This is a genomic window from Gemmatimonas aurantiaca, assembly GCF_037190085.1.
Classification (GTDB): Bacteria; Gemmatimonadota; Gemmatimonadetes; order Gemmatimonadales; family Gemmatimonadaceae; genus Gemmatimonas; species Gemmatimonas aurantiaca_A.
On the sequence record NZ_JBBCJO010000001.1, the window covers coordinates 49,071 to 68,889 of the forward strand.

The window sequence follows — 19,819 nt, forward strand, 5'->3', positions numbered from 1 at the left end:
TGCGAAGAATCGGGAAACGAACGGTGTTGGTTCGGCAACGTGGCTCAGTGCCACGACGTGTGCAGCGTGTCCGCGGGATCACGGCCATCACTGAGCACGAGCGTCACGGCGCTGCGGGTCATGACACGCGCGCCGGACATGGGGAAGGTGGCCAGCACGATGCCCGCCGGTTTGGCGGACGGCCGGAACTGCACTTCACCCACCTGCAGACCGATGTCCAGAATCGCGTTGCGTGCCGCGCCTTCCTCGAGGTCGATCACCGACGGCACCACCACCAGCGTTTCACTCGTGGGTTGTGTATCCGGAGCCGGCGCGGCGGCGGGCGCCGTGCCCGGGGACGCGGTGGGCTTCGGAATGTTGCCCTGCGAGATGGAGTCGAGCATCACGGCGAGTGAATCGACGCTGTCGGCCCGTCCCGGTTCGAGCTTGTTCACGGTCATCACGCCGCCGGCGGCTCCCAGTGCGGCACCCACCACGATGGCGACGAGCGCGCGCAGCCCCCAGAGGCGGTAGACGGCGCCGCCGGTGGACGCACGCTGGCGGGAGGAAGTCCTGGTCTTGGCCATGTCAGGCTGCCCTTCTCATGCGGACGGCAAACGCGCCATCCGTGCCGTGGCGATGTGGCAGGACGCGGAGTCGTCCCTGGTCGATGACGCTGTCCGATACCACGCCGATGGGTGGTGGTTCCACGGTGAACTCCGGGTGCGCAGCGAGAAAGGCGTCCACCGGTTCGTCGTTCTCCTCGGGTTCGAGCGAGCAGGTGCTGTAGATGAGCAACCCGCCCGGCCGCACGACGGTCGCGGCCGCGGCCAGAATACGGCGTTGCAGCGCCCCCAGCACGGCAAAATCGGAGACTTGGAGACGCCAGCGGGCATCGGGATGACGCCGGAAGGTGCCGGTGCCGGTGCAGGGCACGTCCACCAGCACGGCGTCCACCGCGGTGATGGCCGGACACGTGGCATCGGCAATCAGCGGAACCAGGCGGGAGACGGGCGTGGTGTCCGTCGCTGTAGGCGGCGCCACTGGGGCAGCTGGTGCGGCCAGGTCGGCGGTCAGTCGTGCGAACCCCGCGCGCATGCGTGTCACGCGCGCGGGGTTGCGGTCGGCCGCCACCACGAGTCGCGCCCGACGTGCGAGTTCGAGGGCCTTGCTGCCCGGCGCCGCACAGAGGTCCGCCACCACGCTGTGTTCAGGCACATGGGCGTATCGGGCCACGAGGGTCGCGGCCGGATCCTGCACGTAGAACTGTCCGCGCCGGAAGGTCTCGAGTTCGGTGAGGGCCACCGGGCCGGTGATCTCGAGCGAGTCGGGCACCAGCGCCACGGCGCGGGTGGTCACGTCCGATTGGGCGAGCCGATGCGCGAGTGCATCGGCGTCGATGCCATGCGGACGCACGACGACCGGTGCAGGCGCATTGTCGAGCGCGAGCAGTGCACCCGTTTCTTCGAGCCCCCACCGTTCCACCCAGCGCGCCACCACCCACGCGGGGTGTGAATACCGCAGGGCGAGTGCTTCGACGGGATCGGCGGGTGGTGTGGGGTCGATGTGCGCGCGTTCACGATCGACACGGCGGAGCACCGCATTCACCAGCTTGCCCGCCCCCTGACCGTGACGGCGCTTCACCGCCTCCACCGACTGTCCGATGGCGGCGTAGGGCGGCACACTGTCCATCGACAGCAACTGATGGGTGCCCAGGCGCAGTACATCGAGCACTCCGTCATCGAGCACACCGAGCCCGCCGCGGATGCGTGATGCGAGCATGGCATCGAGACGATCGCGATGACGCAGCACGCCCCAGACCAGCTCCTGCACCCATCGCCGGTCGCGGGCGTCGAGCGAAGCGGTGCGCCGCTCGAAGCTGGCGTCGAGCAACTGTCCGGCGCGCAGGTCGGCGAGCACGCCGGCGGCGGCAATGCGCGACGGGGTGACGATCACGCGGGATCCGCGGTCGCGGATGCCGACGCAGCGACGACAGGCAGCGCGAACTGATCGCCGATGCTCACGCCACGGCCACGCGCCCAGGCCAACGCGGTCATGCGCGGCTTGCCGCTGGGCTGCACATCGAGCACACGCACGGCGCCCACGCCGCACCGCACGATCATGCCACCGGCGACGCCGTCGGCTTCCACGCTGCGCACGGTGCCCGGCGGACTCTCGCGGGTGGGATCGTCGAGCGCTGCATCACTGCCATCGCCCACGACACGGGCGCTGAAGCACTTGACCGACGTGTCCCGCAACATGGCCCAGGCGCCGGGACGCGGATCGAACGCCCGCACCACCCGTTGCACCTGCCGGGCCGGTGCACGGAAATCGATCTGCGCGGTGGCCCGATCGATCTTGGCGGCATAGGTGGCGAGGGATTCTTCCTGCGGTAGCGCGTGCGAAACGCCGGCATCGATCATGGCCAGCGCCTGCACGATGGCCAGCGCGCCATGTTCGGCGAGCGCATCGTGCAATTCGCCGTAGGTCATGTCGTCGTCGATGGGCATGCGCAGCACATGCAGCATGTCTCCCGCGTCGAGCGCGGGCACCATCTGCATGATGGTCACGCCGGTCTCCGGCATCCCTTCCAGAATGGCGGCCTGGATGGGCGCCGCACCGCGCAGCGCCGGCAGCAGCGACGCGTGAATGTTCAGCGTGCCGTGTGGCGGCAGATTGATGACGTTTTTGGGCAGAATGTGACCATAAGCCACCACCACCGAGATGTCGGGTGCGAGGGCGCGCATCTCGGCCAGGAACGCCTCACCGCGTGGCCTGTCGGGTTGCAGCACCGGCAACCCTTCCTCGAGCGCCACCTGTTTGACCGGCGACGGATCGAGTTGCGATCGCGACCGCCCGCGCGGGCGATCGGGTTGCGTGACCACGCCCACGACATCGTGGCCCTCGCCCAGCAGGGCACGCAGGGGTGGCACGGCGAAGTCGGGCGTGCCCCAGAAGAGAATGCGCATGGGGCGTCGCCCGCTCAGCGTTCCGGCGGGAGATCACCCACCGGCAGCACACGCAGCAGCTTGGGATACTTGGTCTTTTCCTGTTCCCAGTCGCGCATGGCGGCGCGCTTCTTGAGCAGACTCAGTCGATCGGTGAACAGCTTGCCGTGCAGGTGATCGATTTCATGCTGCAGGCATCGACCCAGCAGATTGGCCGCGTCGACTTCGAACCAGTTCAGATCGATGTCCTGCGCGCGCACGATCACCCGGGCCGGCCGGTCCACGTCGGCGTACACCTCGGGGATGGAGAGGCAACCTTCCTCTCCACGCTCGAGTCCTTCACGGAGCACGATCTCCGGATTGATGATCACGAGGCGCACGTCGTCGGCATCGACCACGGCCAAGCGCTCCGTGCGGCCCACCTGAGGCGCGGCCAGTCCGACGCCCTTGGCGGCTTCCATCGTGTCGAACATGTTGTCGACGAGACGGCGCAGTTCGGGCGTGACCTGTTCCACCCGCTCCGTCTCCTGTCGGAGAATGGGCGAGCCGAGGACGTGAATATCGAGCAGCGACACGGTGTCTCCGGGCGTGGACCTTACGCGGCCGACGTGGGGCTGCCCACGCGCGCGATGCGGCCACGTTCGATGATCAGGCGCGACTCACCCGACTTGATGGTGATGCGGTCTTCCATGGTGGCCGCGCCATCCTTGCCCTGCGACGCAATGTGCACGACTTCACCGACGATACCGCCGGCGGTCACGATCTCGTCGCCCTTCTTGAGCGTGCGCACGACTTCGTCGTGTTTCTTGCGCTGCCGCTGCTGCGGGCGGATGAGCACAAAATAGAAGATCGCGAAAATCGCGCCGTACATGAAAATCATCTGCGGGATCGCCGTGGTGGGCGAGGCCTGCAGCAGAGCGAAGCTGGCGATGACGGGTGCGGTCATGAGACGGAGGAGCGGGAGTGATAACGGGCGAGCCAGTCACGGCTCCAGCCCGCGAAGGTGCCGGCCAGGACGGCGTCCCGGGCCTCGCGCATCAGCGCAACGAGGAAATGTACATTGTGGAGGCTCAGGAGGCGGAGTCCAAGGATCTCCTCGGCCACGAACAGATGGCGAATGTAGCCTTTGGAAAACCGGGTGCACGCCACGCAGCCGCAGTCGGAGTCCAGCGGGGTGGTGTCCAGACGCCAGGCGGCGTTCTTGATGCTGCGCCGGCCGGTGGTGGTGAAAAACGCGCCGGTGCGACCCATGCGGGTGGGCGCCACGCAGTCGAACAGGTCGACCCCACGTGCCACCCCCTCCACCAGGTCCTCCGGAAAACCCACGCCCATGAGATACCGGGGACGGTCGCGGGGCAGCACCCCGTTGACCACGTCCAGCATGGCATACATGTCCGGCTTGGTTTCCCCCACCGACAGCCCGCCGATGCCGTAACCCACCCAGTCGCCCACGTCCTGAATGGCCCGGGCGGACGCCTGCCGCAGATCGGCATGAATGCCGCCCTGCACGATGGGGAACAGCGCCTGCACCGGTGTGGGGGCCAGCGTGTCCTCGGCCTGCAATTGCCCGAACGCGGTGCGGCAGCGCACCAGCCAGCGCACGCTGCGTTCCATGGCTTCCCGCGCCAGCTCGTGCGGTGACTGTCCGGGCACCACGTGGTCGAACTGCATGATCACGTCGGCGCCGAGATTGCGCTCGATGCGCATCACCGACTCCGGCGTGAACTGCTGCAGGGAGCCATCGAGATGACTGCGGAATTCCACGCCCTCCTCGGCGATGGTGCGCAATCCCTCGAGGGAAAACACCTGGAATCCCCCCGAATCCGTGAGCATCGGACCATCCCACTGCATGAACCGATGCAACCCGCCGAACGTGCGCACGGTTTCGTCGCCCGGCCGCAGGCGCAGGTGATAGGCATTCGCCAGCACCATGGTTGCTCCGAGCCGGTGCAGATCATCGGGGTCGAGCGCCTTCACGGACGCCAGCGTGCCCACCGGCATGAATTGTGGTGTCTGCACGGGTCCATGCGGTGTCGAGAACACACCCGCCCGCGCCTCCCCATCTGTGCCGTGTACGGCAAACCCGAACCCACTCACGACCCACCACCCGCCACCCGGCCGTTCACCCCCGAACCCGAAACGCCCAACCCGTCACTCACAGCACCACCATCGCATCCCCGTAACTGTAGAACCGGTACTCGCTCGCCACGGCCTCGCGGTAGGCCTGCATCGTCAGGTCGTACCCCGCGAACGCGGCCACGAGCATGATCAGCGTGGAGCGGGGCAGATGGAAGTTGGTGAGCAGATGATCGACCCCACGAAAGCGATAGGGCGGCCGCAGGAAGATGTTGGTTTCGCCGAGGTAGGGATGCACGACGCCGTGCACATCGGAGGCGGTCTCGATGGTGCGCACGCAGGTGGTGCCCACGGCCCAGATGCGTCCGCCGCGGGCGCGGGTGTCGTTGAGACGCTGGGCGGCGTCGGCGGTGACTTCGCACCACTCCTCGTGCATGACGTGCTTGGATGGATCGTCGTCGCTGACCGGTCGGAACGTTCCCGCGCCGACGTGCAGCAGCACGTTCACGCGCCCGACCCCCCGCGCGTCCAGCGCGGCCAGCAGTTCGTCGGTGAAGTGCAGTCCCGCCGTGGGGGCGGCCACCGATCCGGCCTGCCGCGCGTAGATCGTCTGGTAGCGCTGCACGTCGGTTTCCGTGTCGGCGCGTTCGATGTACGGTGGCAGCGGAATGTGCCCGTGCTGTTCGATCGCGTCGGTGACCGACGCAAAATCGGGCGCGTGCAGCTGCACGATGCGTGTGCGGCGCGGCGTGGTGTCGACGATCTCCACCGTGAAGCCGGGCGCGATGGTGACGATACGACCGGGGCGCAGTTTGCCGCCGGGGTGGATCATGGCTTCGTAGTGCGCATCGCGCACATGACGCAGCAGCAGGATCTCCGCCGGTCCCCCACTCTCCCGATGTCCGAGCAGGCGCGCCCGGAACACCTTGGTGGTGTTGAGCACGATGGTGTCGCCGGGAGGGATCAACGCGAGGATGTCGCGGAAATGCCGGTGCGTACGCGTTCCCGTGGCGCGATCGACCACGAGCAGACGACTCGCATCACGCGGCTCGACGGGCTGCTGCGCGATGCGCTCCTCGGGGAGGTCGTAGTCGTAGTCGGCGGTGCGATCCCCGACGGGACGACCGGGTTCCGCGGGCGGAAGGTCGATGTCGGACTCGGGCACGCCGCGCAGATCGGGCGGAACGGTCATGGGAGCCCTGAAAGACAACAGATCCACGCTCCGCGCGCAACGGCGGCGGGCTCGGAGCATATCATCATACTCATATCGATGGTCCGATTCCGGGCCGCGGGTGGAAGCCGCGTGGGTTCGGCGGTTTCAGCCGGGGAACAATCCCGGCTGCTCGGGACTGCCCACGGGGGGCACGAAGCCCAGATGCCGATAGGCGTGCGCGGTGGCCACGCGTCCGCGCGGCGTGCGTTGCAGGAAGCCGTGCTGCACGAGGAACGGTTCGTACACCTCCTCGATGGTGCCCGGATCCTCGCCGATGGCCGCGCCGATGGTGGCGAGACCCACCGGACCGCCATCGAATTTTTCGATGATGGTGCGCAGCAGACGGGTATCCATGTCGTCGAGACCAAAATGGTCCACGTCGAGCAGCGCGAGCGCCGCTTCGGCCACGGCCCGCGTGATGCGGCCGTCGGCGCGCACTTCGGCGTAGTCGCGCACACGACGCAGCAGCCGATTGGCCACACGCGGTGTGCCACGCGACCGGCGTGCGATCTCCCCGGCACCTTCCGCGTCCATCTCCACCCGCAGCACCTCGCCAGTGCGCCGGACGATCACTTCGAGCTCCTCCACGGGATAGAACCCGAGCTGGTGCACGATGCCGAACCGGGCGCGCAACGGCGCCGTGAGCATGCCCAGACGGGTCGTGGCGCCCACGAGCGTGAAGCGCTCGAGTCCCACCTGCACGGTCTGGGCGTTGGGGCCTTCGGAGAGACGGATGTCGATGTGGAAGTCCTCCATGGCCGGATAGAGGAACTCCTCGATGACCGGCCGGAGGCGATGGATCTCGTCGATGAAGAGAATGTCGCCTTCCCGGAGATTCGTGAGCGGCGTGACGAGGTCCTTGGGCTTTTCCAGGGCCGGCCCGGAGGTCACCGTGAGGTTCACGCCCAGCTCCCGGGCGATCAGATCGGCCAGGGTGGTTTTCCCCAGCCCCGGCGGCCCGAAGAAAAGCAGATGGTCGAGCGGCTCCCGGCGGGCCCGGGCCGCGTCGAGGGCGATCCCGAGGCTCTCCTTCACCCTGGCCTGACCGATGAACTCGGCCAGACGCTGGGGGCGCAGCGACAATTCGACGACGCTTTCCTCGGAAAGCACTTCCGGTGTAGTAATCTCCGCGCGACTCATGGCCGGAAGATACCGCAGCGCGGCCGGCCGCGACTGCGTATTTTGAGACATTCCCGTCCTGCCAGCGAGCCAGCCCCTATGCATCGTCGTCCCAGCGCCCTGCTTTCCCTGACCGGCATTGCCGCCCTCGTGGTGGCGTCGTCGGCATTCACGACCCCGCCCGGTCCGGACCGGCCGACGCCGGCCAAGGCGGCCACCGCGGTCACGCCGGCGAAGGCCACCCCGGTCCCCGCCTCCGAGGCCGCAGACGAGACGGTCAACATCGACTGGCGCGTGCTGGCCGGTCTCGACTACTCCAACGGCAAGGCTTCCGACACCCTGAAGAAGCTCGACGGCAAGCTCGTGCGTCTGCCGGGCTTCGTGGTGCCGCTCGACGACTTCCAGGAGGAAGGCGCCGAGTTCCTGCTGGTGCCGTACTACGGAGCCTGCGTGCACACCCCGCCGCCGCCGCCCAACCAGATCGTCATGGTCGAGATGTCGGGCCGGAAGTCGGTCAAGCTGAACCTGTTCGACGCGGTGTGGATGTCCGGACGCCTCAAGATCTCTTCGATCGAAAGCCCCTATGGGACGGTGGGCTATCAACTCGAAGGGATGAAGGTCGAGCCCTACTCGTCGAAATGACGGGCGCGGCGGCCACTCCGGCCGTCGAGCTCTCGAAGCTGCGCTTTGCCTATCGCACCGGGGCCGATGTGTTGGCGATCGATTCGCTGACCATCGCCCGTGGCGAGACGGTCTTCCTGCACGGGCCGAGCGGGAGTGGCAAGACCACGCTGCTCGGCCTTCTCGCGGGGGTCCTGCAGGCCACCAGCGGCGAGGTGCGAGTGCTCGGCGAGAATTTCTCCACGATGTCGAGTGGTGCGCGGGACGCGTTTCGCGCGCGGCATCTGGGGTATGTGTTCCAGATGTTCAACCTCATTCCGTACCTCCCGGTGCGGGAGAACATCCTGTTGCCCATCCGGCTCGAACCGGTGCGTCGTCAGCGACTGGGGTCGCAGTCGTACGACGCGGCGGTGCAGGATGTGGCGGAGCAGCTCGACATCGCGCGGTATCTCGACTCGCCCATCACCGAACTGAGCGTCGGACAGCAGCAACGGGTGGCGGCGGCGCGCGCGCTCATCGGGCACCCCGAGGTGGTCATCGCCGATGAACCCACCAGCGCGCTCGACACGGATCGCCGGGAACAGTTCCTCGAACTGCTGTTCCGGTCCTGTGAGAAGGCCGGCGCCACGCTGGTGTTCGTCAGTCACGATCATACACTGATGCCGTTGTTCTCCCGCATCGTGGAGCTGACCGAGATCAATCACGCCGCGCGCAGCAGCCGGCAGACCGGCACCTTTGCCGCGCCGCACGGAGGTGCCGCATGATGCTCATTCTGCGTCTGGCACTGGCGTCGTTGCGCAGTCGACTGCTCACCACGGCCCTGACGGTGGCGTCCATCGCGTTGTCGGTGACGCTGCTGGTGGGGATCGAAACGGTGCGCGCCGGGGTGCGGGAAAGTTTTGCGGGCACCATCCGGGGTGTCGATCTGATTGTCGGCGCGCGCGGCGGCACCCTGCAGATCCTGCTGAGCACCGTGTTCGGCATCGGTTCGCCGGCCGGTTCGGTGAAGCTGTCCACGATGGAACGGTGGGCGGAGCATCCGGCGGTGAAGTGGGTGGTGCCGTATTCGCTGGGCGACAGCCATCGGGGTTTCCGCGTGGTGGGCACCACGACGGAGTTCTACGAGCGGTATCGCTATCGTCAGAACAATCCGATCGTGTTCGCGGCCGGTCGGGCGGCGCAGTCCGATACGGAAGTGGTGATCGGCAGCGAAGTGGCCGATCGCCTCAAGTACACGGTGGGCACACCGGTGGTGGTCACCCACGGCCTGCGCGACATCGGTACGTCCAATCATGATGCGCATCCGTTCCACGTGGTGGGTGTGCTGGCGCGGACGTTCACGCCGATCGATCGTGCGGTGTACGTGACGCTGGAAGGCATCGAAGCGATGCACGAGGGTGTGGAGACCGCGGCACCTGCTCCGGTGTTGCCCACCTCGATCTCGCCGCGTCCCGATTCGGCGCCCGGCCGTGCGTCGGCCCAGGCAGGTCGCGCTTCGTCGGCATCGTCCGCCGCCGCGGTCGCGGTGGTGGAAGCCAACAAACGTCGTGCCGCCGCACTGCCGGTGGCGCCGCCGCCCGGTACGCCGATGGCGATGCCGGGCGCGGAACCTCCGCCGGGCACCCCGATGGCGATGCCGGGAGCCGAACCCCCACCGGGCACGCCGATGGTGATGCCGGGTGCCGAGGCGCCGGCGGCGGTCGTGGCGCAGCCGGTCAAGCCGGTGGTGAAAACACCCGTGAAGGCCGCGCCCGCCGAGGAGAAGCACGATGAAGCGGAGGCGCACGATCACGGCGACGATCAGATCACCGCATTTTTCGTGGGCACCAAGAACCGTTTCGAAGCGCTGATGCTGCAGCGGGAGATGAACACCGATCTGGTGGAACCGCTCACGGCCGTCATTCCCGGTGTGGCACTGGGTGAGCTGTGGCAGAACATCGGTAGCGCCGAAGTGGGTCTGCGGGTGATCGCGATGTTCGCGGTGGCGATCAGCATCACCGGTATGCTGGTGGCGCTCTATTCGTCACTCGAAGCGCGTCGTCGGGAGATGGCGATCCTGCGTGCCGTGGGCGCCGGCCCCAAAACCATCATCGCGCTGCTCGTGATCGAGAGTACGATGCTGGCCATCATCGGCTGCATCGTCGGTGTGGCTGCCGTGTACGCCGGGCTGGCGTTGGCGCAGGGGCCGATCGAACAGCGCTTCGGTCTGCATCTCGCGCTGCGTGCACTCGGTGAGACCGAGTACATGTATCTCGCGATCGTGATCGTGTCGGGCATGCTCATCGGCTTCGTGCCCGCCTGGAAAGCGTACCGCACCAGTCTCGTGGATGGACTGAGCCCACGGGCGTGATTGGGAAGCGGCGGCAACAAAAACAACAGCAGAAAAACAGAACGCAGATTCTACAGGTGACACAGAAACGCGCGGATACTGCATCGGTGCAGCAGTATCCGCGCGTTTCCGCGCCATCTGTTTCATCTGCGACTTGCTGTTGCTGTTGCTTGTGGTGGTGGTGTACGCGGCATCGCCCCGCACGGAGCCATCCTGCTGGTATCCGCTGTTCATCCTGCCGGTATCGCGCCCGCAGGGCGCCCTCCAAATCCCATCCGCCTCTCCGAAAGCCGCCGACGCTGCGCCACTCCGGACCCGTCGCTCCCGGGGCGTCCACAAATCCCCGCAACAGTCGTAATTTGAAAGGATAGGTCCGTCACGAACGGGCCATCCTGTCATTCTCCTCACGTTACCAACACTCTGGTTTCGGTCATGAAGAAATCGGTCGTGCTTCTCGCACTTGCTGCGTCGTCACTGTCCGCGCAGCCTCCCGGTGGCCGCGGCGGGCCGCCGCCCGTCGTACGGAATCCGCAGGGACTCCCCATCTCGCCGGCGCCCGACTACGTGCGCACCGACGCGCCCACCGATCCGATGATCCAGAAGATCTGGGACGAGGGCATGCAGCGCTCACAGGCCGCATCGCTCGCCCAGCAGCTCATGGATTCCATCGGACCGCGTCTGACCGGATCGCCCAACATGACGCGCGGTCAGGACTGGCTGCTCGCCACGTACAAAAAGTGGGGCGTGCCGGCGCGCAAGGAGCAGTACGGCACGTGGAATTCGTGGAACCGCGGCGCCACATTCGTCCAGCTCACCGCGCCGCGCGTCAAGCCGCTCGAAGCCACGATGATGTCGTGGAGCGGCAACACCGCCGGCAAGTGGGTGGAAGGGGACGTCATCACGCTCAAGCCGTATGCGACGCCCGAGGAGTTCAAGGCGTGGCTGCCGAACGTGAAGGGCAAGATCGTGCTCGCGAGCGCGCCGCGGTTGTCGTGCCGCATGCCGGCGCAGGTGCAGGAGTTCGCGATGGCCAGCACGCTGGCCGCGCTCGACTCGGCGCAGCGTGACCTCACGGCCACCTATGCGGGACTCACGCAGCGCGTCCCCACGTTCTACGCCGACGTGAAGGCCGCCGGTGCCGTGGCCGTCTTCGAATCGAACTGGTCGCAGTTCCCCGGCATCGACAAGGTGTTCGGCTCGCCGCGCAATGCCGCGCTGCCCACCATCGATATCGGCTGCGAAGACTACGGCATGCTCTTCCGTCTGGCCCAGAACAAGCAGGGACCGAAGATCAAGATGCTCGCCGAATCGCAGGCGCTCGGTGAGAAGCCGGTGTTCAACGTGGTGGCCGAGATCAAGGGATCGTCGAAGCCCGATGAATACGTGGTGCTGTCGGCGCACTTCGACAGTTGGGAAGGACACTCCGGCGCCACCGACAACGGCACGGGCACCATCACGATGCTCGAAGCGTTGCGCATTCTGAAGACCGTGCTGCCCAACCCGTCGCGCACCATCGTGGTGGGACACTGGAGCGGTGAAGAGCAGGGCCTCAACGGCTCCGGCGCGTACGCGGCCGATCATCCCGAGGTGATCAAGGGCCTGCAGTTCGCGTTCAATCAGGACAACGGCACTGGACGCATCGTGAGCACCGGCCCGAGCATCCTGCCGGAGAACGGCCCGCGTCTCGCCCAGTACATGAAGCAGATGCCGGCCCAGCTCACGCAGACCATCCGTCTGTCAGGCCCGTCGGGCATCGGCGGTGGATCGGATCACGCCTCGTTCCTCTGCCATGGTGCGCCCGCGGCGAGCCTCGGCGCACTGGGCTGGGACTATGGCAACACCACCTGGCACACGAACCGCGACTCCTACGACAAGGTCGTCATGGACGATCTCAAGCAGAACGCGACGCTCACTGCGATGTTCGCGTACCTCGCCAGCGAAGATCCCCAGAAGAGTTCGCGCACGCTGATGAATCCCATGCCGACCGGCCCGAACGGTCAGCCGATCACGATTCCGAACTGCACGCCACCCGCGCGTGAGTCGAGCGGGTATCGCCGCTGAGTCGTGGATCGGTCAGTCGATCGCCTATTTGGCGGTGAGCTTCGCCAGCGCGCCGCGGACGATCGCACTGACTTCTCCGTGTGTGCCGCCTTCCACGACGGCCCGCACGGCCCGTTCGGCTTCGACCTGATTGTAGCCGAGCGTTATGAGCGCCCGTACGGCGTCATCACTTCCGGGTGATGGCGCCGTGCCCGTTGTGGGGGCCGTCCCCACGGTGTCGATCTTGTCGGCCAGATCGAGAATGATCTGCTCCGCTTTCTTGCGACCCACCCGCGGCACGCGCATGAGCGTGAGCACGTCCTTGTCGCGCAGGGCCCGCACCACCCGATCGGGGGTGAGCGCCGAGAGAATGCCCAGCGCCAGTGCGGGACCCACACCCTTGGCGCCAAGCAGCTTCTGAAAGACCGCACGCTCGTACGCGTGGGAAAACCCGTAGAGCTGCCACCCGTCTTCACGTACGGCGAGATGCGTGTGCAACGTGACCGTGCCCCCTTCGGCCGGAAGGGATTCGAAGACCGACAGCGGGATGAGGCATTCGTAGGCCACGCCACCGGCAGTCAGGATCTCCACGCGATCGAGTTCACGATGGACCAACGTCCCACGCACCTGGGAAATCATCGACGGGGCGCTCGTTTGGTGGTGGTCATGTCGGGCCGTCGCACTTCGGGAAGGCGCGGCAGTTGGATGGACAGACAGGCACAGAGTGCGGCGGCCACACCATCGGCCGCATCGGCGGGTTCAGGCGCATGTTTGAGCCGCAGCAGTTTGGTCACCATGAATTGCACCTGCTCCTTGGTGGCCGCGCCACGTCCGGTGATGGCCTTCTTGATCTCGGCCGGCGGATACTCGCGGATGGTGAGACCGGCCTGCTGTCCGGCCAGCAGGATCACGCCGCGCGCGTGACCCAGCACCACCGTGGTGCGTACGTTGCGGGCGTAGAAGATGTCCTCGACACTGATGGTATCGGGACGATGGCGGGCAATGAGGTCGCGCACGCCATCATGGATTTCCGTGAGTCGCACGGAGAGGGCGTCGTGCGCGGTGGTGCGCAGCACGCCGCATTCCACGAGGGTGGCGGCCCGTCCATCGAATGCCACCACCCCGAACCCGGTCACCGCCGTGCCGGGGTCGATCCCGAGCACGAGCGACGGACGGGTCACGCGTCGGCCATCGCGTCTTCGTCCATTTCGAAGTTCGCGTCGACTTTCTGCACGTCGTCGAGTTCTTCGAGCGCTTCGAGCAGCTTGAGCAGTTGCGTGGCGTTGTCGCCTTCCACCTTCACGGTGCTGCGCGGCACCCAGGCGAGTTCGGCGTTCTCCACGGTGTACTTCCCGCTTTCGAGCCCTTCCTTGGTGGCATGCAGCGCACCGGGGTCGGTGGTGATCACGAAGACTTCGCCTTCGTTCACCACGTCCTCGGCGCCGGCCTCGAGCGCGGCTTCGATGAGTGCGTCTTCGTTCACGCCATCGGAGGGCACGGTCATCTGTCCCTTGCGGTCGAACATGAAGGCCACCGAATTGGTGGTGCCCATGTTGCCGTTGTTGCGCGAGAGCTTGTGCCGGACGTCGGCCACGGTGCGCGTGGGATTGTCCGTGACGGCGGCGATCATGATGGCGACGCCGCCGGGTCCGTAGGCTTCGTACAGCACTTCGGTATAGTCGACGCCTTCGAGCTCGCCGGTACCCTTCTTGATGGCGCGCTCGATGTTGTCCTTGGGCATCGAGCTGGCCTTGGCGTTGTCGATGGCCGTGCGCAGACGCGGATTGCCGGAGGGATCACCGCCCCCCAGTTTCGCCGCCATCGTGATTTCGCGGATCAGGCGGGTGAAGAGCGCGCCCCGCTTCTTGTCGGTGGCGGCCTTGTAGTGCTTGATCTGCTTCCATTTGCTGTGACCAGCCATCGTCCTGTCTCGCTACCGGGAAAGTCGTCGTTCTGGGTTATCCCTGAAATATGCGGTCGGTCGGGGGGCTGGTGAACCCGGTGCTCGGCTCCGGGCGCGGGATGGCGGTGCGGCCTGGTGCGGCGCTGGAGAGTTCTGGGAGGGCCTTGGGGTTGAGGGGCGCCCTGCGGGCGCGATACCGGCAGGATGAACGGCCGGATACCAGCAGGATTGGGCCCGTGCGGGGCAAGGACGTCGCGGGGCGGCGCGGGCTGCCAGTCGATCGCATCGACAAACAGCAACAGCACGCCGCAGATGAAACAGATGGCGCGGAAACACGCAGAGACAACAACAAGATGTTTTTTATTGTATGAATCGTGCCCGCTTGATCAGCGCGTTTCCGCGATATCTGCTCAATCCGTGTCACGTGTTGCTGTTTCCGATCTACCGGCATCACGAGGTCCTTGCTTTCCACACAGGCCCAATCCTGCTGGTATCCGGCCGTTCATCCTGCGGGTATCGCCGCCGCAGGCGGCCCTGCATCGCCAGTCGTTTACCCCCAACCAGCGGAAACGCATTGCCCGGAAACGCACACGCCGGAAACGCGCCGCGCCCTACTCCTCCAGCACGTCCTCGAATCGTCCGAACCGCGCATCGAAATAGAGATCGATGTACCCACGCGGCCCGTCGCGGTGCTTGAGGACCAGCAACTCCGTGGCGCCGGTCACGCCGAGATCGGCTTCGTAGAGTTCCTCGCGATACAAGCCGAGTACGAGGTCGGCGTGCGCGCCCACGGCGCCGCCGAGTCCGAAGTCGGCGAGCCGCGGACGCCGGTCGCCACGCTGTCGGTCGAGGGCCGGGAGATGTGTGGTGAGCAGCACCACCACCTGTCGATGCAGGGCCAACCGTTTGAGCGTGAGCACCGCGTGGGCCAGTGCATCGGCCGGAGCGAGATCACGATCGAGCAGGCCTTCCAGTGCATCGACCACGACGAGAGGCACGTCGGGTGAGGCTTCGAGAGCCCGATCGACGGCCTGCACCCCACCGGTGAGCAATGTCTCCACCACCGGCGCCTTGTCGCGCAGCATGAGCGCCGCCGTGGCCAGGCGGGTGCGCTCGTCGGTGGACACCACGCCGAGTCGGAGGGCCTCGAGCGAGACCCGGGCCGACATCGACAGGGCACGTTCGTAGGCGCGCTCCGGGCGCATCTCGCTGGTGAGCAGGAGCGCGCGACGATCGGCGCGCAGGGTGATGGCGAGCGCGAGCGCCGAGCATCCCACGCCGTCGTCACCACCGAGGACCACCAGATCACCGCGCCGGAATCCGCCGCCGATGGCACGGTCGATGGAGGGAAACCCGCTGGCCACAATCGCCGGATCGACATCGCCCACACTCACCGCCACGTCGAAACCGCCCGTGTCGTCGGCGCTGGCACTGATACCGGCACTCAGGCGATCGAGACGGGCGACGAGCCGCGTGAGTGGTGAGATGTCGCTGTCGTGACTCATCGGCTCAGGCGCCCGCAAGCTGCCGCGCGAGGCGCTCGAGCTCCTGAATGGAGGGACCGTCGAGATGATTGCTGGTGGCCGCCACGAGACTGCGCAGTGCCCCCGCGACCTGCAGCGCGGTCCCCGGCGTCGTTTCGGCGCAGCGCACGAAGGGCGAGCGGGTGGCCGGCGGCAGCGCGAGCGAGGCCAGCCACACCTTGGCCGCTGCGGCGCGCGAGGCCCGTTCGGCCGTGGGCAGGATCCCGTCGGGCAGCAGCCCCTGGGCAAGGCGCGCGGTCATCAGCGCCGCCAGCGCCACCTCACGGCCGCCGCCAAGGGGCAGACGTCCCGCCAGTGAAGCGAGGGCCGGAAACGGGAAACGCAGGGACTCCAGCGCGTACGGAAGCGTCTCGATATGCACGGCAGGGAACATAACGTCCGCCGGAGGTTCGGTCAGTGCGGGCACGCCTTCACCCAGCGGTGGAGACGCGGGCCGGACGCACGACGGCCCTGTCGATTGCACCGGGCTCGCTGGACCCACGTTCGGCGCATCGGGTATCTTGTCCGGATGGCGCAGGCGGCGAAGACGATTCTGTGGGTGGACGACGAAGCGGACCTTCTGGAACCGCACCGGCTGCTCCTCGGCGACAAGGGATATCGGGTGGAGACGGCAACCAATGCCGACGACGCCCTCGAATTGTTGCGGCGGCACCCCTACGATCTCGTCCTGCTCGACGAGCAGATGCCGGGCACCCGCGGCCTCGATGCCTACCGGGACATCCGCGAGATCCTGCCGTCGCTGCCCGTGGTGATGGTCACCAAGAGCGAGGAGGACACCACGCTCAAGGAGGCCATCGGCGCGAACATCCGGGACTATCTGGTCAAGCCCGTCACGCCGCGGCAGGTCCTCACGGTCATCACTCGCATTCTCGACGGGCCGCTCATCCGCTCACAGGCACTGGCGCGTGCCTTCGTGGAACGCTTCCGGGCCATCGAAGCGGAACGGTACGCGGGACTCGACTGGCGTGGCTGGATCGAGCGATTCGCGGAGCTGATGCAATGGGACGTCGATCTCGCGGATGCCGGCGAACTCGGGCTGCACGAATCGCTGCGTGGGCTCTACCCCGACATGCACCGCGAATTCGCGGCGTTCATGCGTCGCGAATATCCGCGCTGGCTGCGTGAGCTCGATGGCGACCGGCCGCCGCTGTCGGTGGATGTCGTGACCGAGTTTCTGCTGCCGGTGCTGGCGCGTGACCGCAAAGCCATCTTCGTGGTGATCGACTGCCTGCGTCTCGATCAGTGGCGCGCGCTCGAGCCGTCGCTGACCGCGCTGTTCGACGTGGAGACGACGCACTACTACTCGATTCTCCCCACGGCCACGCCGTACGCGCGCAATGCGCTCTTCAGCGGACTCTTCCCCGGTGAGATCGCCGCCCGCTTCCCCGACTGGTGGGGGGAGCGCGACGACGAAGCCCTGAACGCCCACGAGAAGGAGTTGCTCGTGGCGCATCTGGAAGAGTTGAAGGTGCCGGCGCAGGTGCGCTACCAGAAACTCACCACGGCCGCCGATTCCGACGATCTCGAACGTCATCTGCCGGCCGCCATCGCGGGCGAGGGTGTGCATGCATTCGTGTTCAATTTCGTCGACATGCTCACGCATGGCCGCTCGGAATCGATGATTCTCTACGAAGTGGCCCGCGACGAGATCGCCCTGCGCGCGCTCACGCGTCAGTGGTTCGAACGGTCGGCGCTGTTCTCGCTGCTCAAGGAAGCGTCGCGCCGCAACATCTCGGTGGTCGTGACCAGCGATCACGGCGCGCTGCACTGCAACACACCGGCAACCGTGTTCGCCAAGCGCGATGCCACGGCCAATCTGCGCTACAAGTTCGGTGAGGACATCCGTGCCGAACGGGCCGATCACGCGCTGCTGTTCAGCAACCCAGACGATCTGCGGTTGCCGCACCGGACACCGGGCACCAATACGCTGCTCGCGGCCGGCGATACGTTTTTCGTGTATCCGACCAAGCTGCGGGAGTATCAGGGCCGCTATCGCGGCTCCTTCCTGCACGGCGGCGTTTCACCGGAAGAGTGCATCCTGCCGGTATCGCTGCTGACGCCGAAGCGCTGAGACCGCGATCATGAGCGCTGCGTCCGTCACCGGAACGTTCCGTACGCCGCCGTCCCTGTTGTGGCGACGACTCTGGCAGTTCGTGGGGCCCCACAAGGGCAAGCTGTTCGCCGTGGTGGTGCTGAACGCCGCCGCCGCGGTGGCCGATGTGTTTTCGTTCACGCTGCTGGTGCCGTTTTTCAACGCGTTCTTCAAGACCGACCAGTTGTTGCCCAGCACGGGCACCATCGGCCGGGTGCTGAACGCGACCATCGGGTTCCTGCTCGACGAGCAGGATCGCATGGGATCGCTCCGCAATGTCATGCTGATCGTGATCGGCGCGGTCACGCTCAAGAACGCCCTGATCTGGCTGAGCGGCCAGGTGGGCGTGCAGTTGCAGGAGTACGTGGTGCGCGATCTGCGGAACCGGCTGTATGCGCACCTCCTGCGGTTGCCGCTGCCCTGGTTCACGCGCAACAAGGTCGGGCAGATCATCGCGCGCGTGCTCAACGACACCACCACGGCAAAAACCGTGGTCACCGAGCTGGTCACGCGCACCATGTGGAGCGCGGCGCAGGTGCTGGCCACGCTGGTGGCGATGTTCACCACCTCGTGGCGACTGTCGCTCGCCGCGCTCGTCATCGCACCGCTCACCATCGGCGCCATCCAGCCGGTGTTGCGCAAACTGCGTCGCGGGTACCGTCGGCTGGGCAACGAACAGGGAGAGATGACGAGCCTCGTGCAGGAGGTCGTCAGCGGGGTGCGGCTGGTCAAGTCGTATCGCGCGGAAGGGCGCGAGGAACAGCGTTTCGTGGCGCAGAACCAGGCCTATGCCAAAGGCTTCGTGCGGGTGGGGCGACTGGCCCTGCTGTCGGGACCGGTCACGGAAACGCTGGGCACGTTCACCGCGGTGGCCATTCTCTGGTACGGGGCGCAACTGGTGCTGGTGCAGGGCACGCTCACCGGCGCCGAGTTGCTGGTGTTCCTCGTGCAGGTGATGCGTCTGCTGCAGCCGCTCAAGCAGCTTTCGCAGGCGCCTGCGGCCGCGCAGCAGTCGCTGGCCAGCGCCGAACGCATCTTCGACGTGCTCGACGCCACCACCGAAACGGCCCGTGATCGTGGGACGCGCACGACTGCTCAGTTCACCGAGTCCATCACGTTCGACGGCGTGGGCTTCCAGTACGATGCGCACGCCGTGGCGCTGGACGGGGTGTCGTTCACGGCCCGCAAGGGCGAAGTCATCGCCCTCGTGGGCGCGAGCGGGGCCGGCAAGAGCACGCTCGTGGATCTGCTGCCGCGGTTCATTGATCCGACGGCGGGACGCATTCTGCTCGACGGCGTCGATCTGCGGGAGATCCGCCTGGAGGCGCTGCGCTCGCTCATCGGCATCGTGAGTCAGGATACGGTGCTCTTCAACGACACGGTGCGGGCCAACGTGGCGTTCGGTCGGCCCGATGCCACGCAGGCGCAACTCGATGCGGCGGCGCGCGCGGCCAACGCCCTGGGCTTCATCGAAGCGCTGCCGCAGGGCTGGGATACGAATCTCGGCGAGCGCGGCACACGGTTGTCGGGTGGTCAGCGTCAGCGTCTGGCCATTGCCCGGGCGTTGCTGTCCGATCCGCCCATCCTCATTCTCGACGAAGCGACTTCGGCGCTCGACGTGGAGAGTGAACGTCTGGTGCAGGAAGCCATCGACAATCTGCTCGTGGGGCGCACGGTCTTTGTCATCGCGCATCGCCTGGCCACCATTCAGCATGCCGATCGTATCCTCGTGCTGGACGGCGGTACGTTGATCGAGGAGGGGACGCACGTGGAATTGCTGACGCGGGGCGGTGCCTATGCGCGTCTTCACGCGCTGCAGTTCGATCGGCGGGTGCTGGAGGGTCGGGACGGTGATACCGATGCGGATGTCGGAGCCGATGAGGATATCGGCGATGTTCCCGATGATATCGCGGACGATGTGCCCGACGACGTGATGACGGGCGGCGTGCAATAGC

General features: G+C 66.7%; 20 protein-coding genes. 7 read left to right on the forward strand and 13 right to left on the reverse strand.

Features of this window, described 5'->3' with window-relative positions; all coding sequences use genetic code 11:
* Positions 1 to 44 precede the first annotated feature (44 nt).
* The 8 genes from WG208_RS00210 to ruvB form a co-directional block, all read right to left on the reverse strand.
* On the reverse strand, positions 45 to 566 hold the full coding sequence (locus WG208_RS00210; RefSeq protein WP_337169297.1) for a PASTA domain-containing protein: 522 nt from the start codon (positions 564 to 566) through the stop codon (positions 45 to 47).
* A 1-nt stretch (position 567) separates the two neighbouring features.
* Positions 568 to 1,935, reverse strand: coding sequence for a transcription antitermination factor NusB (locus tag WG208_RS00215; RefSeq protein WP_337169298.1), 1,368 nt, complete (start codon positions 1,933 to 1,935; stop codon positions 568 to 570).
* The gene (gene fmt / locus WG208_RS00220; RefSeq protein WP_337169299.1) at positions 1,932 to 2,948 is read right to left on the reverse strand and encodes a methionyl-tRNA formyltransferase; all 1,017 of its coding nucleotides are present in this window, start codon (positions 2,946 to 2,948) and stop codon (positions 1,932 to 1,934) included. The genes WG208_RS00215 and fmt overlap by 4 nt, the downstream gene beginning before the upstream one ends.
* A gap of 14 nt (positions 2,949 to 2,962) precedes the next feature.
* Complete coding sequence (gene def / locus WG208_RS00225) at positions 2,963 to 3,502, reverse strand: peptide deformylase (RefSeq protein WP_337169300.1); 540 nt, start codon at positions 3,500 to 3,502, stop codon at positions 2,963 to 2,965.
* Positions 3,503 to 3,522: 20 nt separating this feature from the next.
* Positions 3,523 to 3,873, reverse strand: coding sequence for a preprotein translocase subunit YajC (gene yajC / locus WG208_RS00230; RefSeq protein WP_337169301.1), 351 nt, complete (start codon positions 3,871 to 3,873; stop codon positions 3,523 to 3,525).
* Complete coding sequence (gene tgt / locus WG208_RS00235) at positions 3,870 to 5,024, reverse strand: tRNA guanosine(34) transglycosylase Tgt (protein WP_337169302.1); 1,155 nt, start codon at positions 5,022 to 5,024, stop codon at positions 3,870 to 3,872. Before tgt ends, yajC begins: the two co-directional genes overlap by 4 nt.
* A 58-nt stretch (positions 5,025 to 5,082) precedes the next feature.
* Positions 5,083 to 6,195 (reverse strand): tRNA preQ1(34) S-adenosylmethionine ribosyltransferase-isomerase QueA, encoded by a 1,113-nt coding sequence (gene queA, locus WG208_RS00240; RefSeq protein ID WP_337169303.1) that lies wholly within the window; start codon positions 6,193 to 6,195, stop codon positions 5,083 to 5,085.
* Positions 6,196 to 6,321: 126 nt separating this feature from the next.
* Positions 6,322 to 7,356 (reverse strand): Holliday junction branch migration DNA helicase RuvB, encoded by a 1,035-nt coding sequence (gene ruvB, locus WG208_RS00245; protein WP_345786949.1) that lies wholly within the window; start codon positions 7,354 to 7,356, stop codon positions 6,322 to 6,324.
* 78 nt (positions 7,357 to 7,434) lie between these two features.
* On the opposite strand from ruvB, the gene WG208_RS00250 reads away from it, so the two are divergent.
* From WG208_RS00250 to WG208_RS00265, 4 genes are all read left to right on the forward strand, one after another.
* The gene (locus tag WG208_RS00250) at positions 7,435 to 7,977 is read left to right on the forward strand and encodes a DUF3299 domain-containing protein (RefSeq protein WP_337169305.1); all 543 of its coding nucleotides are present in this window, start codon (positions 7,435 to 7,437) and stop codon (positions 7,975 to 7,977) included.
* Complete coding sequence (locus tag WG208_RS00255) at positions 7,974 to 8,720, forward strand: ABC transporter ATP-binding protein (RefSeq protein WP_337169306.1); 747 nt, start codon at positions 7,974 to 7,976, stop codon at positions 8,718 to 8,720. Before WG208_RS00250 ends, WG208_RS00255 begins: the two co-directional genes overlap by 4 nt.
* Positions 8,717 to 10,306 carry an FtsX-like permease family protein gene (locus tag WG208_RS00260; protein WP_337169307.1) on the forward strand — a complete coding sequence of 530 codons (1,590 nt, stop codon included), beginning with the start codon at positions 8,717 to 8,719 and terminating at the stop codon, positions 10,304 to 10,306. Before WG208_RS00255 ends, WG208_RS00260 begins: the two co-directional genes overlap by 4 nt.
* A 411-nt stretch (positions 10,307 to 10,717) precedes the next feature.
* Positions 10,718 to 12,346, forward strand: a complete 1,629-nt coding sequence (locus WG208_RS00265) for a M20/M25/M40 family metallo-hydrolase (protein ID WP_337169308.1) — start codon at positions 10,718 to 10,720, stop codon at positions 12,344 to 12,346.
* A gap of 24 nt (positions 12,347 to 12,370) precedes the next feature.
* On the opposite strand, the gene ruvA is transcribed toward WG208_RS00265, so the two are convergent.
* Genes ruvA through WG208_RS00280 form a run of 3 tightly spaced genes read right to left on the reverse strand, consistent with a single transcriptional unit; the run spans position 12,371 to position 14,246 of the window.
* A complete protein-coding gene (gene ruvA / locus WG208_RS00270; RefSeq protein WP_337169309.1) occupies positions 12,371 to 12,964 on the reverse strand; it encodes a Holliday junction branch migration protein RuvA in 594 nt (197 codons plus the stop codon).
* Complete coding sequence (gene ruvC / locus WG208_RS00275; protein ID WP_337169310.1) at positions 12,961 to 13,506, reverse strand: crossover junction endodeoxyribonuclease RuvC; 546 nt, start codon at positions 13,504 to 13,506, stop codon at positions 12,961 to 12,963. Before ruvC ends, ruvA begins: the two co-directional genes overlap by 4 nt.
* Positions 13,503 to 14,246 carry a YebC/PmpR family DNA-binding transcriptional regulator gene (locus WG208_RS00280; RefSeq protein WP_337169311.1) on the reverse strand — a complete coding sequence of 248 codons (744 nt, stop codon included), beginning with the start codon at positions 14,244 to 14,246 and terminating at the stop codon, positions 13,503 to 13,505. The genes ruvC and WG208_RS00280 overlap by 4 nt, the downstream gene beginning before the upstream one ends.
* 218 nt (positions 14,247 to 14,464) lie before the next feature.
* On the opposite strand from WG208_RS00280, the gene WG208_RS00285 reads away from it, so the two are divergent.
* On the forward strand, positions 14,465 to 14,599 hold the full coding sequence (locus tag WG208_RS00285) for a hypothetical protein (RefSeq protein WP_337169312.1): 135 nt from the start codon (positions 14,465 to 14,467) through the stop codon (positions 14,597 to 14,599).
* 240 nt (positions 14,600 to 14,839) lie between these two features.
* On the opposite strand, the gene WG208_RS00290 is transcribed toward WG208_RS00285, so the two are convergent.
* Both WG208_RS00290 and WG208_RS00295 read right to left on the reverse strand, forming a co-directional pair.
* Positions 14,840 to 15,733 carry a DnaB-like helicase C-terminal domain-containing protein gene (locus WG208_RS00290; protein WP_337169313.1) on the reverse strand — a complete coding sequence of 298 codons (894 nt, stop codon included), beginning with the start codon at positions 15,731 to 15,733 and terminating at the stop codon, positions 14,840 to 14,842.
* Between the two features lie 4 nt (positions 15,734 to 15,737).
* Positions 15,738 to 16,133: a hypothetical protein gene (locus tag WG208_RS00295; protein ID WP_337169314.1), complete on the reverse strand. Its 396-nt coding sequence runs from the start codon at positions 16,131 to 16,133 to the stop codon at positions 15,738 to 15,740.
* A 147-nt stretch (positions 16,134 to 16,280) separates the two neighbouring features.
* Between WG208_RS00295 and WG208_RS00300 the strand changes: the two genes are divergently transcribed.
* Together WG208_RS00300 and WG208_RS00305 are read left to right on the forward strand one after the other, a co-directional pair.
* Positions 16,281 to 17,843, forward strand: a complete 1,563-nt coding sequence (locus tag WG208_RS00300; protein ID WP_337169315.1) for a response regulator — start codon at positions 16,281 to 16,283, stop codon at positions 17,841 to 17,843.
* Positions 17,844 to 17,853: 10 nt separating this feature from the next.
* On the forward strand, positions 17,854 to 19,818 hold the full coding sequence (locus tag WG208_RS00305; RefSeq protein WP_337169316.1) for an ABC transporter ATP-binding protein: 1,965 nt from the start codon (positions 17,854 to 17,856) through the stop codon (positions 19,816 to 19,818).
* Position 19,819: the final 1 nt, after the last annotated feature.

Coding starts and splice junctions, on each gene's coding strand:
- WG208_RS00255 (WP_337169306.1), top strand. CDS start 7,974: ATGACGGGCGCGGCGGCCACTCCGGCCGTCGAGCTCTCGAAGCTGCGC.
- WG208_RS00265 (WP_337169308.1), top strand. CDS start 10,718: ATGAAGAAATCGGTCGTGCTTCTCGCACTTGCTGCGTCGTCACTGTCC.
- WG208_RS00210 (WP_337169297.1), bottom strand. CDS start 566: ATGGCCAAGACCAGGACTTCCTCCCGCCAGCGTGCGTCCACCGGCGGC.
- WG208_RS00290 (WP_337169313.1), bottom strand. CDS start 15,733: ATGAGTCACGACAGCGACATCTCACCACTCACGCGGCTCGTCGCCCGT.
- WG208_RS00280 (WP_337169311.1), bottom strand. CDS start 14,246: ATGGCTGGTCACAGCAAATGGAAGCAGATCAAGCACTACAAGGCCGCC.
- ruvB (WP_345786949.1), bottom strand. CDS start 7,356: ATGAGTCGCGCGGAGATTACTACACCGGAAGTGCTTTCCGAGGAAAGC.
- WG208_RS00305 (WP_337169316.1), top strand. CDS start 17,854: ATGAGCGCTGCGTCCGTCACCGGAACGTTCCGTACGCCGCCGTCCCTG.
- yajC (WP_337169301.1), bottom strand. CDS start 3,873: ATGACCGCACCCGTCATCGCCAGCTTCGCTCTGCTGCAGGCCTCGCCC.
- queA (WP_337169303.1), bottom strand. CDS start 6,195: ATGACCGTTCCGCCCGATCTGCGCGGCGTGCCCGAGTCCGACATCGAC.
- fmt (WP_337169299.1), bottom strand. CDS start 2,948: ATGCGCATTCTCTTCTGGGGCACGCCCGACTTCGCCGTGCCACCCCTG.
- ruvA (WP_337169309.1), bottom strand. CDS start 12,964: ATGATTTCCCAGGTGCGTGGGACGTTGGTCCATCGTGAACTCGATCGC.
- WG208_RS00260 (WP_337169307.1), top strand. CDS start 8,717: ATGATGCTCATTCTGCGTCTGGCACTGGCGTCGTTGCGCAGTCGACTG.
- WG208_RS00250 (WP_337169305.1), top strand. CDS start 7,435: ATGCATCGTCGTCCCAGCGCCCTGCTTTCCCTGACCGGCATTGCCGCC.
- WG208_RS00300 (WP_337169315.1), top strand. CDS start 16,281: ATGGCGCAGGCGGCGAAGACGATTCTGTGGGTGGACGACGAAGCGGAC.